Below are 14076 nucleotides of genomic sequence, written 5' to 3'. Positions count from 1 at the left end.
TCGTCTCCTAATCCGCCGGGCCACCGGCGGCAAATACCATATCCATCATCTCTTGCGTACCACGCGAAAACTCCAACGGACACGCGTAGGGTGTCCCATTGCGCACCGCATTGCCAAAGTTTTCGACCTGCAGCACATAATGATTGGCAGCCGGCCACCGCTCTGTCACCACCGTGCGCTCGTCCGTTTCCAAGGTGAGCTGGGCCACATCGAACAGATTGGCGTTATAGGGGCAGGTCAGACGCAGGACGCCCTTGTCACCATGGAACGTAATCTGCTGGCGCGGGAACATCCGCATTGAAACAATCGCCGAATAGCTGAACCCCGGAAACTGCGCCCCGACTTGCGCAAAAACATCGACCCCATTTTCATAGCGCAGCTTGGCATATGGCACAGCCACCGCATCCTGACCCGTCACATAGCGGGCTGACCCAAACGTATAGACGCCGATATCGCGCAATCCGCCGCCGCCGGTTTCGGGCCGGTTGCGAATATTCCCAACGGCACCCGCGTTATCATAGGTGAATGTCGCATCCACATGCGCCACTGTGCCAATCGCACCGCCCTGCACCAGCTCTTTCGCGCGGATGAATTGCGGATGATGCACGATCATGAACGCCTCGGCTGCCAGCCTGCCCGCCTTGTCGCGGGCCGCAATCAACGCATCAAACGCATCCGCCCGCAGCGCAATCGGCTTTTCGCACAAAACATGCTTTCCCGCCTCCAACGCCTTGATCGTCCACGCCACATGCAAATGATTCGGCAGCGGAACATAAACCGCATCAATTTCCGGGTCGGCCAGCAATGCGTCATAACTATCATGCACCCGCATCTCCGGTGCAAAGGCCTGAAACCCTGCAGCCTTTGCCGGGTCAGATGTCGCAAGCGCCGTCAACTCCGCGCCATGCGCCGCGTGAATGGCCGGGGCCATATGGTCGCGTGCAAACTGCGCGGCCCCCAGGATGCCCCATCGGATCGGTGTCATGTGATGCTCCTTCAAACACCGGCATGTTAGCGCAAACGCCGGGCCAAGGGAAACCACTCTGCCCTTCTTCCGAGCAAAAAATATCCCCGCCGGAGGCTCCGACGGGGATATTCAGTACAATCACGCGGGACGCATTACGCGTCCGCAAGCATCCCTTTTTTGCGCGCCAGCTCCTGCATCCTCGCTTGCAGTTTTTCAAAGGCGCGCACCTCGATCTGGCGGATACGTTCGCGGCTCACATCATATTGGCCGCTCAGGTCTTCCAGCGTAATGGTTTCATCAGCCAGACGGCGCTGGACCAGAATATCCTTTTCGCGATCATTAAGGACTTGCATCGCCTCGGCCAGCAGCGCCCGCCGCGCATCCAGCTCGTCATGTGCTTCATAATCGGCCGCGGTGTTGGCGCTGTCATCCTCAAGCCAATCCTGCCACTGCGTCGTCCCTTCGCCGTCCGATCCTACGGTCGCGTTCAACGATGCATCGCCACCCGACAACCGCCGGTTCATGGAAACGACTTCCGCCTCGGTCACGCCCAGATCGGTTGCGATCCGTGCGACGTTTTCAGGCCGCAGATCACCGTCTTCCAACGCACCGATACGGGATTTCGCCTTGCGCAGATTGAAAAACAGCTTCTTTTGCGCAGACGTCGTGCCCAATTTCACCAGCGACCACGACCGCAGGATGTATTCCTGAATCGACGCACGAATCCACCACATGGCATAGGTCGCCAGACGAAAGCCCTTTTCAGGGTCAAACCGCTTCACCGCCTGCATCAGGCCAACATTCGCCTCCGAGATCACCTCGGCCTGTGGCAAACCATAGCCGCGATAGCCCATGGCGATTTTTGCGGCCAGCCGCAGATGCGACGTGACCATTTTATGCGCCGCTTCGGTGTCCTCATGGTCCACCCAGCGTTTGGCCAGCATATATTCCTCTTCCGGCTCCAGCATCGGAAATTTGCGAATTTCCTGCATGTAGCGGTTCAGACCTTGTTCCGGCGATGGCGCCGGGAGATTCTTAAAGTTACTCACTGTCGTTGCCCTCCTAATGTTTAAAGGCTTAACATGAAGATAGTAACACACCCACCGCGTTTCAAGAACGGCCAAGCGCATTTCGTTCCTGATTTATGAACCGATCAGTTCAGCTTGGCGAGGCCCATCTGCGTGCATTCACGCACATGGGATCAAATATTTCAGCCCTGCCAGCCAAGAACGCGCAGTAATGCGCGCATATCAGCGGGCAATTCCGCCTCAAACTCAAGAAACTCGCCCGAGACCGGATGCTCAAAACCAAGTGTTGCCGCGTGCAACGCCTGTCGTGGGAATACGGCAACCGCTGCGGCGCCCGCCTCGGTCACAGCTTTGGGCGACAATTTACGCCGCCCGCCATAAACAGGATCACCAACAAGCGAATGTCCGCAATGGGCCATATGCACCCTGATCTGATGGGTGCGGCCCGTTTCAAGCCAACATTCAATCAACGCAGCACAGGACGGATTGCCCAAAGGTTCGACAATCCGGGACCGCGTGATCGCATGGCGCCCGGCATTAAACGACACCGCCTGCCGTTGCCGGTCGGTCTTGTGGCGCCCCAACATGGTCTGCACCTTCAAGATATTGCCCGGCTCGAACGACGTCCCTTTGATGCCGCGCAGACGCGGGTCGTTGGCGTCAGGCACGCCATAGCATATCGCAAGATAGCGTCGCTCGACCGTGTGGGCGGCGAATTGATCGGCAAGGTGATGATGCGCGCGGTCCGTTTTCGCCGCAACCAGCAGGCCGGTGGTTTCCTTGTCGATCCGGTGCACAATGCCGGGCCGCTTCATCCCGCCGACACCGGACAGCGTTTCGCCGCAGTGGTGGATCAACGCATTCACCAGCGTGCCGCCGGGCGTACCGGGTGCGGGATGCACAACCATGCCCGCAGGTTTGTTGATAACAATCAGATCATCATCTTCAAACACAACATCAAGCGGAATGTCTTCTGCGCCAATATGGCTTTCCTCGGCCACAGCGACAGTCACGGCCACCGCCGCACCTTCGACAACCCGGAAACGCGGGTCGGTGATCACGATACCGTCCACAGCGACAGCGCCCTGCGTGATCAATCTGGCCAACCGCGACCGGCTAAGTGCGGCATCATCAGGCACATCACGCCCCAGCGCCTTGTCCAGACGGGGCGGCGGGTTTGGTCCGATGTCAAATTCTATAAGGGCTTCACCCATGTTCGTCTCCGTGCGGCATGGGAGGGATGGTACCGCCTCCCCGGCTTGAACGGGGGACCCCTGGTTCCACAAACCAGTGCTCTAACCAACTGAGCTAAGGCGGCATCGAGGGTGATTTAGCGCCCTGCGCTTATGATTGCAAGACCTGTTCAGCGGTTTGATTGCGGTGAAACTATTGCCAAGCCTTGGGCGATCGGGCTAGGAAAACCAGAACAGATCAAGGGGATCACCATGGGTATCAACAACGAACGCGACATCGAAGCCAACATGCAGATCGGTCCGACCGACCTTGGCATGGTGCGGATTTTCATCGAAGCCAACGGCGTTGAGATCCCGATGGATTTTGAGCCCGAAGAAGCGGAAGAGATCGCCGAAGAAATCCGGGCCGCCATAATTGCCGCCCGCTCGGTCAAAAAACGCCGGTAAACCCGGGGTCGCGCGCCGCCTGTGCCCGCACGGCGGCATGGCGCGCGAATTTTTGCACCATGACCTTACGGCGGGCCGGTGCCAGTTTGGTCAGCGGCCCAAAGCGCACAATCTCTGCGTCATACTCATCGGCGATGATCAGCCCGGTGTCGTCGGGCAGCAGTTCGGTCGGGAAATTGGTGTCCACGGCCCAGAAAAACCGGTCACACCACGCCAGATAGCCCTGCCATTTATGGTCCGATTGAAAATCAGCCCGGCTTGATTTGCATTCGACGATCCACACCTCGCCCTTGGGGCCCAGCGCCATAACATCAACCCGTAACCCCGATGCCGGCACCAGCTCTTCGACGCTCACAAAATCATGGCCGCGCAGATGTCGGCTGACCCCACGGGCAAGCAATTGGCCGGGCAGCATGGCAAACGGAAAATCATCATCAGACATGCCGTGAATATGAACAAACCGTAAACATCGGTCAAGCGCAGCTTGGTGCCGTGTTGCGCGCCGCAAATATCCGGTCGTTCATCTTATCAAAGCATGAATTTCCGTTTCCTATCAGCGCCCAAGCGGAAATCCGCCGAAATCCCGTTCATCGAAATGGATCAGGAATGTGACGCGATTGGGGCGCCTTACGTGCAGAGGCTGGGGAAAATTCATCTGACGGTCACGATTTGGTCGGGATTAGCTGACAGAAGCAAAGGTGAGAAGAACGCAAGGAGCCACCCAATGTCGATTTTCACTGATATCACTTTTTTCGAGGTCTGCATGGCGCTTGTCACGGTTGGCATGGCAGAACGCGCGCTCTTGGCATATGCACCGATCAAGATGGTCGGTCCCAATGGCTGGCTGATCCGAGCCGATATCGAAGAATAAGCTACAGCACCACTTGCTCTCTGCGCCATTGCTACCTACCTATTGTTGTGGCGGGTTTCTGCGCTCCTCGTAAGTATGGGTACAAATCCAGTGGCCTTAAGCAAATCCGAGGGGGCTGGCTCTGTTCAGATCTTGGTCTGATTACCTGGCGCCCACCTGTACATACAGGTCCTCGGGATTAGTTGCCTTTACGGCTGCCGCGGTTCCCGCCACTCCCCCCAGACGCCGCGCTATTGGCCGGATGCCGCGCTTGCAAGTGCGACAAATCCAATACCCGACATCAGGAAATTGATCCCTAAAATCACCCCAATCGCCCAAAGCGCCGTGCCCGGCAGCCCGGCAATCAGCAAGATACCCAACAAAAGCGTCACGGCCCCGTTCAGCGCCAGCCAACCCCACCCCCGACCGGGGCGATGTTGCAGCGCAATGACACTTTCCAATCCGCCCTGTAGCAAGAACACAACGCCGACCAAAAATGTCAGGCCGACCAGGCCAGTCAGCGCGAAAAACGCCAGATAGACCCCCAGCGCAAGATGTAGAACGGCAATCACACCGCTCAACATCGCAGAGCGCCAGCCCCTTGCCTGAAAGGCATGATACAAAAGCGCCGCACCGGTCAGCAGGAAGACCCAGCCCAGCAACGTCTTGGCCGCGATGCTGAAGAACAGCGGGAACACGATGGCCAGCACGCCAAGGACGATCAAGACGATGCCGACATTGCGGAAATATTCATGAAACTGCCGCACAGCGTCCATCACATCGGGGCGCATTCGTTTGTCCGTCATTGCAAAACTCCTTTCATCTGACGTGTGTCGTCGGATGGCCGAGTTCAATGGGCGGTGTCCAATGGGCGGTCAGAATTTCTCTGGCTGGGCTTCACGCGCCATGTGATCCAACACGGCATTCACGAACTTGGGCTCTTTACCATCGCTCGAAAACGCTTCGGCGACACTGACGAATTCGCTTATCACCACTTTCGGTGGGGTCTGCTTTTCGACCAATTCGGCCCCGGCCGCCCGAAACAAGGCGCGCCATGTCGGGTCGATCCGTGCGATTGGCCATTTGGCAACCAGCGCGCGGTCGGTCATCTGGTCAATACTGGCCTGATTATCCACGGCTTTTTCCATCAACAGACGAAACGTCTCGCTGTCGCCTTCGGCCATTTCCATATCATCGTAGGTCGCGCCAAAGCGATGATCTTCAAACTCGCCTATGACGGCATCAACGGTCTGCCCGGTGGCTTCCATCTGGAACAGCGCCTGCACGGCATAGAGCCGGGCTGCGGATTTCATTTTACGGCGTTGGTTGTTTGAAATTGTCATGCTTTTGTCTTGCTGTCCGTGTCACCAGCCAGCCTTATTTCCCGTGTGAAGCCGACACCCTTGTCGGCGTTGCCCCACTTACGGGCCAGCGCAATCAGGTGCAAGGCCGCAGCAGCCGCACCGCCACCTTTGTTCATTTTTGCCGGATCGGCACGGACGACGGCCTGATCGTAATTCTCGACCGTCAAGATGCCATTCCCGATACAAAGCCCCTGCAATCCCAAAAGTTGCAGCGCCCGCGAGCTGTCATTGCACACCGTGTCATAATGTGTCGTCTCACCACGAATAACACAGCCAAGGGCGACATAGCCGTCAAAATCACTCATCCGTTCCGCGATGCCAATCGCAGTCGGGATTTCCAGCGCGCCGGGAACTGCGACCAAATCCCACGTGGCACCGACCTTTTCGATCTCGGCTTTGGCACCCGCAATCTGATCGTCCGACACATCCTTGTAATACGGCGAGGCGACGATCAGAATTTTCACCGGCTTGTCGAATGTTGGCAGCGCCATGATGTGATGCGACGGTCCGGCCATTATCCAATCTCCGAAATTTTGCGCGTCCCGACAATCTCAAGACCATATGCATCAAGACCCACGACCTTGGGTTTGGGCGAATTGGTCAAGAGCACGATGGCATGCAGGCCCAAAGAGCTCAGAATTTGCGCGCCAAGACCGTATTGGCGCAGGGTCTGCGGCGATACGTCTTCGGTTGTATCCAGCTTCATATGCACATCACGCAACAGCACAAGCGCGCCGCGCCCCTCGGCAGCGATCATCGCCATCGCATCGCCAAATTCATTACGCCGTCCGGCCGCACCAGCGCCCACCACATCAAGCAGCGGATCCATCGCATGCATGCGGACCAGTACGGGTTCCGGCGTTGTAATGTCGCCTTTGATCAGCGCGATGTGTTCCGCACCCTGGGTTTCGTCGGTATAGATACGCAGCTCCCAGGTGCCGCCGAATTCCGAAACGATCATGCGGGTGTCACGCACCCGCACCAGGTTGTCGTGGCGGCGACGATACGCAATCAGGTCACTGATCGTGCCGATCTTCAGGCCATGCATCTGGGCAAAGGCGATTAAATCAGGCAGACGCGCCATTTCGCCGTCTTCCTTCATGATTTCGCAGATCACACCGGACGGGTTAAGCCCCGCAAGCCGGCTGATATCGACGGCGGCCTCGGTGTGGCCTGCCCGCACCAACACGCCGCCATCGCGCGCGCGCAGCGGAAAGACGTGGCCGGGGGTGGCGATATCGCTGGCCCCTTTGCTGGCATCAATCGCGACGGCCACGGTGCGGGCGCGGTCATGCGCAGAGATGCCGGTACTGACCCCTTCGCGGGCCTCGATGCTAACGGTAAAGGCCGTTTCGTGCCGCGATGAGTTGTGCGAAGCCATCAACGGCAGACCCAGCGCGTCAATCCGTTCGCTGGGCAGCGTCAGGCAAATCAGGCCACGCCCGTGCTTGGCCATGAAATTGATCGCATCGGGCGTCGCCATTTGTGCAGGAATGACAAGATCACCTTCGTTCTCGCGATCCTCATGATCGACGAGGATGAACATCCGGCCATTGCGCGCATCTTCGATGATATCTTCGATCTTGCTGATGGCGTCGGACCAGTCGCGTTCGACCGGACCGGGCGTTTCGAAATTCTGCGTCATGAACGTCCCCGATAGCTTGTTGCAAGGCAGATAGCCCAGCGCCCTGGATTTGAAAAGGGCGGTGGGTCTTGACCCACCCTGCGTCATCCATAATCACGCAGGCGTGCCACGTACCGCGCCATCGTGTCGATCTCAAGATTGACACGGTCGCTCACGGCCACCGCGCCCCAGGTCGTCGCGGCCTTCGTATGGGGGATGAAATTGACGCCAAATTCGCGCCCATCGACCGCATTCACAGTCAGCGACGTCCCGTTCAGCGCAACAGATCCTTTTGGCGCAATAAAACGGGCAAGATCGTCAGGCGCGCGAAACGTCACGCGCGTGCTGTCGCCCTCATCATGCACCGCCACGACCTCGGCAACGCCATCCACATGGCCCGAAACGATATGACCGCCCAGCTCATCACCGACCTTCAGCGCCCGCTCAAGGTTCAGCGGTGTGCCGACGCGCCAGCCGCTCACATTGCTGGCCGCTACCGTCTCGGCTGAAATTTCGACATCGAACCAGTTCTGCGGCTCACGCCCCAGCGCGATTACGGTCAAACACACACCCTCACAAGCGATGGATGCACCGATATCAATGCCACCCACATCATAGCCCGTGCCGATCCGCGCCCGCAGATCGCCGCGCTGCTCAAGCGCCAGCACGTGGCCGATATCCGTGACAATCCCTGTAAACATGTCGCAACCCTTTCGCTTTCCCATGACCTAGCGGCTTGGCCCGCAACGGGCAAGACAACATCCTTGTCAGCGCGCCGCAATCCGGTCACAGAACATTGCTAACCAAACCTGCACACTTGTTACCTAGAACCGGATCATGACGCCAACACCCGACCGCAACTTTCTGTTCCTGCAAGGACCGCATGGGCCGTTTTTCCGCCAGCTTGGCAGCATGCTGCGGGCCACCGGGGCGACCGTCTGGCGGGTCGGGTTCAACGCCGGTGACGCCGCCTTTTGGTGGCGCGAACCGGGTTATATTCCGTTTCGCGCGGCGCTGGCGGACTGGCCGGCCACCCTCGCCACCCTGCTGCGCGACCGCCACATCACCGACATCGTTCTTTATGGGGATACGCGCCCAATTCATGCACAGGCCGCGCGGCAGGCACAGGCCGCCGGTCTGCGGGTCCATGTGTTCGAAGAAGGCTACATGCGCCCCTATTGGGTGACCTACGAACGCGGCGGCAGCAATGGCAATTCGCGCCTGATGGGGCTGTCGGTGACCGACATGCAAAACCGCCTCGCACGGTCCGAGACCGAGATGCCGACCCCATCCGCCCATTGGGGCGACATGCGCCAGCATATCTTTTACGGTGCCCTGTATCATTGGTACGTCATGTTCCTGAACCGGCGATACCCGGCGTTTCGCACCCACCGCGCGCTGCCCATAGGCCGCGAGGCGGCGCTTTACACCAAACGGTTGCTTCTGATGCCGATGTTCGCGCTGCAGCGCCGTTGGGCGACACGGCGCATCAGGGCCAGCGGACACCCCTACCATCTGGCACTGCTGCAGCTAGAGCATGACGCCAGCTTTCAGGTCCATTCGCCATTTGACGATATCGGCCAGTTTCTGGACCTTGTCATCGTCGGTTTTGCCAAAGGCGCGCCGCGTCATCACCACTTGATTTTCAAGGCGCATCCGCTGGAAAACGGGCAGTCGCCACTGCGTTGCATGATCAGGGAAATCGCCGCGCGGCACGGCATCGCCGCGCGGGTCCATTATGTGCGTGGCGGCAAACTGGCACAGTTGCTCGACGATGCCCGCACCGCCGTGACGGTCAATTCAACGGCGGCCCAACAGGTGCTTTGGCGCGGCATCCCGCTCAAAGTGTTTGGCACCGCCGTCTATGACCAGCCAGAGTTCGTATCCGATCAGCCACTGCCAGAGTTCTTTGCCAATCCAAGCTACCCCAACCGGCGCGCCTATCGTGACTATCGTCGGTTCTTGCTGGAGACCAGCCAAGTGCCCGGCAGTTTTTACGCATCCAAAGGGCGCCAGCAATTGCTGCGCCATCTGGTGGACAAATTACTGTCCGGCGCAGACCCATATGATGCGTTGCAGCGGACGGAACCGCAGCCGCATCCTCGCTTGAAAGCGGTGAACTGAGACGGCAGGTCTGGCCAACCCCGCACCCTTGCCCTAGCGTTTCGCGCAACCACTGAAAAGGACACCGCGTGGCGGATCAGGCGCGACAAAACCTTTATGTCTACAATGGCGGCTTTCTGACCCAAGGCCGGGTCAGGCGCATCCTTGATCTGGCGGGGTATGACATCCGGCTTGGTGCGCCCGGCGCCGGTGATCTGGTCGGCGTCTGGGGGCACAGCCCGACCGCGCCGCGCGGTGAAACCGTTGCCGAACGGCGCGCGGCCCCTGTGGTGCGAATAGAGGACGCATTTTTGCGATCGGTCAATCTGGGGCGCGCCGGCGATGTGCCAATCGGGCTGAACATCGACCGGCGCGGCGTGCATTTCGACCCGCGCACGCCCTCTGACCTGGAAGTACTGCTGGCTGAAAACCTGCTTGATGATACGGCGCTGCTGAACCGTGCGCGTGCGGGCATTGCCGCGCTGAAGACCGCGCATTTGTCAAAATACAATGCCTTTGACCCCGCACTGCCCGCGCCCGCGCCGGGCTATGTTCTGGTGATTGATCAGACCCGCAAAGACGCATCCATCAAGGCCAGCGGGGCCGACAGCAATACCTTCCTCGAAATGCTGTTCTACGCCCAGACCGAACACCCCGGTGCGCCCATCGTGATCAAGACGCATCCCGAAACCACAGCAGGCCACCGTGCGGGGTATTTCAAACCCCAGGATGCAACCGACCGGATCAGCATTTGCGATGCGCCGCTGTCACCCTGGGCGTTGCTGGAGGGGGCGATTGCAGTCTACACCGTCAGTTCACAACTGGGGTTCGAAGCAATTCTGGCCGGGCACAAACCGGTCGTCTTTGGCCAGCCCTTTTATATGGGATGGGGGCTGACGGATGATCGCACGCCGTTGCAGCGCCGCCAGCGCAATCTGACGCGCGCGCAGTTATTTGCGGGCGCGATGTTGCTTTATCCAACCTGGTACGACCCCTATCACGATCGCCTCTGCACCTTCGAGGAGGCGGCCGCGACCCTGACCGCACTCAGCGGCGCATGGCGCGACGATCATCGCGGCTGGGTCGCGGCAGATATGCGGCTTTGGAAACGCGGGCCGCTGCAAAAGATCTTCGGCGGAACCAAACGCGTCCAGTTTGCAGATGGTCCACCCGCCTTCGCCAAGGCAAAGGCCACGCAACGGCGTCTGATGTGCTGGGCAAACACAGGCCACGCCGATGCGGTGCTGGTCGAAGATGGCTTTGTGCGCTCGCGCGGGTTGGGGGCCGATCTGGTTGCGCCGCTCAGCTTGGTGCTGGATGACATTGGCATCTACTATGACGCGACGCGGCCCAGTCGGCTGGAAAACCTGATCAATGCAGCCCCCGACCTTGACGATACGCAACGCACGCGCGCAGCCGCCTTGATCGACCGGATCACCGATGCAGGGCTGTCCAAGTACAATCTGCGGCACGCCCACCCCCTGCCTGACCTGCCCAAAGGCCGCCGTATTCTGGTGCCCGGCCAAGTCGAAGATGATGCGTCAATCCGGTTGGGAACCGCAGATATCACGACCAACCGCGCCTTGCTTGGCATGGTCCGTGCGGCCAACCCCGCGGCTGTGATCATTTACAAACCCCATCCCGACATCGAGGCCGGGTTGCGCCCCGGTGCGGTGCCCGACGCAGATCAGGTCGCAGACGTGGTCCTGACCCGATCAGATCCGATTGCCGCGCTGACTGCCGTCGATGAGGTGTGGACAATGACGTCGCTGCTGGGGTTCGAAGCCTTGCTGCGCGGCAAGCAAGTGACCTGTCTGGGGATGCCGTTCTATGCCGGATGGGGCTTGACCGATGACCGGGCCATGCCGATCACACGCCGCACGGCGCAGGTTGATCTGGTCGCATTGGTCCATGCCACGCTCATCGCTTATCCGCGCTATTTCGATCCGGTAACCGGGCTGGCTTGCCCGGTCGAAGTCATCGTTGACCGGCTCGAAAACAATGACATCCCCAGCCCCGGACCGATGAACCGCAGCCTTGCCAAGCTGCAGGGTCTCTTGGCCAGCTATGCGTCACTGTGGCGCTAGACGCGGACCCAACGGTGCATGATGTCGCCGCCGACCGCGCGCACCTGATCCAATTCAAATCGCGGCGCAGCGGCCAGCCTGTCGATCCCCATCGCCGACAGGGCCGGTGTGCCCTCTGCACCGATGACAATGCCCGCCGTAAACACGACCAGCGCATCAACCAGCCCCGCTGAAAGCAACGACGCGGCAACCATGCCACCACCCTCGCAAAATACCCGCGTGATGCCTTGCGCGGCCAGCACCTGCATGGCCGCAACCGGATCGACCTGCCCGGCAGTGACCGTACAGGGCAGGCTGACAGCCCCCTTCAGCGTCCACGCCGTGACGTTCGCACCCTGCCCATGGCAAAGCCATACAGGCGTTTCGCGGGCGCTATTGGCCAACTGCCCCGTCGCAGGAATTTTCATCGCGCGCGACATCACCACGCGCACGGGCTGCCGGGTCAGCCCCATGCCGCGCACCGTCAGCGCCGGATCATCGGCCCGCACGGTCCCGGCCCCAACCAGCACCGCATCGTGGCGCGCACGCATCATATGGACCGCGCGGCGCGCATCAGGCCCGGTAATCCATTGGCTTTCACCCGCCGCCGTGGCGATACGCCCATCCAGCGTTCCGGCCAGCTTGAGCGTGACAAACGGGCGGTTCTGCGTGACCCGCAGCAGAAATCCGGCATGGTCCCGCGCCGCCGCATCGCCCAGCACATTGGTATCCACATCAATCCCGGCGTCGCGCAACATCGTGATACCACGCCCGGCCACCCGCGGGTCAGGGTCGCCCGCCGCAATCACGACGCGCGCTACCTTGGCCGCGATCAGCGCCGTGGCACAGGGCGGCGTCCTGCCGTGATGGGCGCAAGGCTCCAGCGTGACATAGGCGGTGGCACCGCGCGCGGCAGGTCCGGCCTGCGCCAGCGCCAAAGTCTCGGCATGGGGGCGCCCGCCGTCAGCGGTCTGCCCGCGCCCGACAATCACGCCATCCTTGACGATCACGCAGCCAACCGCCGGATTGGGCCACACGCGCCCCATGCCGCGCCGCCCCAAGGTCAGGGCCAGCGCCATGAAACGGGCGTCAGCTGCTGCGCTCACTCGTCTTCTGCGGCGGCGCCGGGGCGTAATTCACTGACAAATTTATCGAAATCATCCGCAGCCTGGAAATTCTTGTAGACGCTCGCAAACCGCACGTAGGCGACCGTATCAATCCGTGCCAGGCTTTCCATGACGATCTCACCAATGGTGCCCGACGGGATGTCGGTTTCGCCCAGACTTTCCAACCGGCGCACGATGCCACTGATCATCTGGTCCATCCGTTCCGGCTCCACCGGGCGTTTCTGCAACGCAATCCTGATTGAGCGTTCCAACTTGGGCCGGTCAAAATCCTCGCGCCGACCGTTCGATTTGATCACCACCAGATCGCGCAGCTGCACGCGCTCGTATGTCGTAAACCGGCCACCACATGCCGGGCAAAGGCGACGCCGGCGAATTGCAACGTGGTCTTCAGCCGGGCGAGAATCTTTTACCTGCGTGTCAACATTTCCGCAAAAGGGGCAACGCATATCGGGTCCTTATGTCCAGTGCTGGGGCCTGAGCCCCATTTATCCACAGCCACTATAGGAACGTGTACAGGTTTTGGGTAGTGGGCAAATTGCACCGCTACATGCAGGACAAAAACCGCAGCGCGCAGGGTCGGCTTTGGTTTGGGCCCGGGGTCAGGATCATGAAACGGGGCGTCAACTGCACGTCAAGCGCCGCTTTAGCGCGCAGCACAGGGCCGCACCGTCAGCACTGGCAGACCAAAAGCGGCGGCCATTTGCGGGCTGATCCGCGGCGGACACATCTGTGCCACCCGCACGTCCTGCCCCGGTCTTACAACAATCAAAGGTTTTGCCCCATAGGCATGTGCCGCCGTGGCGACCAATAAGGCCACAATAATTATGGCGCACAAACGCGATACTCTGAACATGAAGACACCTGACCGTAGCACCAGAACCGACTCATCAAACACGAGTTATATTGCTACTAAAATCAGGCAAAAATATGCCAGAATTGATCAAAGCTGGCACAGATGTTATCCCAGAAAGACCGCGCCGGGGTCACGTCCCGCCGGGCAAATGGCGCAATTTAGCGGATCATCGGCACCACCATATAATTGCTGGCGTCAAGCGACAGCACCGGGTCCGTGGGCGCGCACGCCTCGCCCGACAGCGGATACCGCCCGTCTTGCGCGCAGGCGGTCAGGGCAAAGGCCGCAACAATGCCCGCAGTCCAGATCATAAATTTCATGGCGTCCTCGCTTTGGTTGCGCTCTGGTCAGACACGCCGACCCATGTTGAACAACCTAAAGATCGCAGGATGACCACGATTTGATCTTTCTCAATCGTCGCGGTTGCAAGACCGGGCGCGCGGCCGTGCATTTA

16 protein-coding genes and 1 tRNA gene are annotated in these 14076 nt (G+C 60.0%); 4 read left to right on the top strand and 13 right to left on the bottom strand.

The genetic code is table 11. The annotated features are described in order from the left end of the window. Positions 1-7 precede the first annotated feature (7 nt). From QZ196_RS03435 to QZ196_RS03420, 4 genes are all read right to left on the bottom strand, one after another. Complete coding sequence (locus QZ196_RS03435; protein ID WP_296423911.1) at positions 8-985, bottom strand: Gfo/Idh/MocA family oxidoreductase; 978 nt, start codon at positions 983-985, stop codon at positions 8-10. A 134-nt stretch (positions 986-1119) separates the two neighbouring features. Next, positions 1120-2016 carry an RNA polymerase sigma factor RpoH gene (rpoH, locus tag QZ196_RS03430; protein WP_296423910.1) on the bottom strand — a complete coding sequence of 299 codons (897 nt, stop codon included), beginning with the start codon at positions 2014-2016 and terminating at the stop codon, positions 1120-1122. 161 nt (positions 2017-2177) lie between these two features. After that, positions 2178-3209, bottom strand: coding sequence for an RluA family pseudouridine synthase (locus QZ196_RS03425; protein ID WP_296423907.1), 1032 nt, complete (start codon positions 3207-3209; stop codon positions 2178-2180). Between the two features lie 27 nt (positions 3210-3236). Next, positions 3237-3313, bottom strand: a tRNA-His gene (locus tag QZ196_RS03420). Positions 3314-3440: 127 nt separating this feature from the next. Here QZ196_RS03420 and QZ196_RS03415 point away from each other — a divergent pair. Continuing rightward, entirely contained in the window at positions 3441-3635 is a 195-nt protein-coding gene (locus tag QZ196_RS03415; protein WP_296424046.1) for a DUF6324 family protein, read from the top strand. On the opposite strand, the gene QZ196_RS03410 is transcribed toward QZ196_RS03415, so the two are convergent. Next, positions 3619-4077, bottom strand: a complete 459-nt coding sequence (locus tag QZ196_RS03410) for an MmcB family DNA repair protein (protein ID WP_296423905.1) — start codon at positions 4075-4077, stop codon at positions 3619-3621. The two genes, QZ196_RS03415 and QZ196_RS03410, sit on opposite strands and share 17 nt — an antisense overlap. 282 nt (positions 4078-4359) lie before the next feature. On the opposite strand from QZ196_RS03410, the gene QZ196_RS03405 reads away from it, so the two are divergent. Continuing rightward, on the top strand, positions 4360-4506 hold the full coding sequence (locus tag QZ196_RS03405) for a hypothetical protein (protein WP_296423903.1): 147 nt from the start codon (positions 4360-4362) through the stop codon (positions 4504-4506). 230 nt (positions 4507-4736) lie between these two features. Here the strand turns inward: QZ196_RS03405 and QZ196_RS03400 are convergent, their stop codons facing one another. The 5 genes from QZ196_RS03400 to QZ196_RS03380 form a co-directional block, all read right to left on the bottom strand. Then, positions 4737-5291, bottom strand: a complete 555-nt coding sequence (locus QZ196_RS03400; RefSeq protein ID WP_296423901.1) for a DUF308 domain-containing protein — start codon at positions 5289-5291, stop codon at positions 4737-4739. Positions 5292-5360: 69 nt separating this feature from the next. Then, positions 5361-5828 (bottom strand): transcription antitermination factor NusB, encoded by a 468-nt coding sequence (nusB, locus tag QZ196_RS03395; RefSeq protein ID WP_296423899.1) that lies wholly within the window; start codon positions 5826-5828, stop codon positions 5361-5363. Continuing rightward, positions 5825-6364, bottom strand: coding sequence for a 6,7-dimethyl-8-ribityllumazine synthase (locus tag QZ196_RS03390; RefSeq protein ID WP_296423897.1), 540 nt, complete (start codon positions 6362-6364; stop codon positions 5825-5827). The genes nusB and QZ196_RS03390 overlap by 4 nt, the downstream gene beginning before the upstream one ends. Beyond that, positions 6364-7494, bottom strand: a complete 1131-nt coding sequence (gene ribB / locus QZ196_RS03385) for a 3,4-dihydroxy-2-butanone-4-phosphate synthase (protein ID WP_296423895.1) — start codon at positions 7492-7494, stop codon at positions 6364-6366. Before ribB ends, QZ196_RS03390 begins: the two co-directional genes overlap by 1 nt. Before the next feature lie 83 nt (positions 7495-7577). Further along, complete coding sequence (locus tag QZ196_RS03380; RefSeq protein WP_296423894.1) at positions 7578-8174, bottom strand: riboflavin synthase; 597 nt, start codon at positions 8172-8174, stop codon at positions 7578-7580. A gap of 136 nt (positions 8175-8310) precedes the next feature. Here QZ196_RS03380 and QZ196_RS03375 point away from each other — a divergent pair, with 136 nt between their 5' ends. Together QZ196_RS03375 and QZ196_RS03370 are read left to right on the top strand one after the other, a co-directional pair. Continuing rightward, on the top strand, positions 8311-9597 hold the full coding sequence (locus tag QZ196_RS03375; RefSeq protein ID WP_296423892.1) for a capsular biosynthesis protein: 1287 nt from the start codon (positions 8311-8313) through the stop codon (positions 9595-9597). 68 nt (positions 9598-9665) lie between these two features. Next, positions 9666-11663 (top strand): capsular polysaccharide biosynthesis protein, encoded by a 1998-nt coding sequence (locus QZ196_RS03370; protein ID WP_296423890.1) that lies wholly within the window; start codon positions 9666-9668, stop codon positions 11661-11663. Here QZ196_RS03370 and ribD read toward each other — a convergent pair. From ribD to QZ196_RS03355, 3 genes are all read right to left on the bottom strand, one after another. Next, positions 11660-12721, bottom strand: coding sequence for a bifunctional diaminohydroxyphosphoribosylaminopyrimidine deaminase/5-amino-6-(5-phosphoribosylamino)uracil reductase RibD (ribD, locus tag QZ196_RS03365; RefSeq protein WP_296424044.1), 1062 nt, complete (start codon positions 12719-12721; stop codon positions 11660-11662). The genes QZ196_RS03370 and ribD overlap by 4 nt on opposite strands. Positions 12722-12744: 23 nt before the next feature. Continuing rightward, positions 12745-13215 (bottom strand): transcriptional regulator NrdR, encoded by a 471-nt coding sequence (nrdR, locus tag QZ196_RS03360; RefSeq protein ID WP_296423887.1) that lies wholly within the window; start codon positions 13213-13215, stop codon positions 12745-12747. 565 nt (positions 13216-13780) lie between these two features. Next, the gene (locus QZ196_RS03355) at positions 13781-13942 is read right to left on the bottom strand and encodes a hypothetical protein (RefSeq protein WP_296423885.1); all 162 of its coding nucleotides are present in this window, start codon (positions 13940-13942) and stop codon (positions 13781-13783) included. Positions 13943-14076 lie beyond the last annotated feature (134 nt).

This window comes from Yoonia sp. (assembly GCF_017854565.1).
Lineage (GTDB): Bacteria > Pseudomonadota > Alphaproteobacteria > Rhodobacterales > Rhodobacteraceae > Yoonia.
Note: the sequence above shows the minus strand (reverse complement) of the source record. Positions and strands in the feature narration are given on the sequence as shown.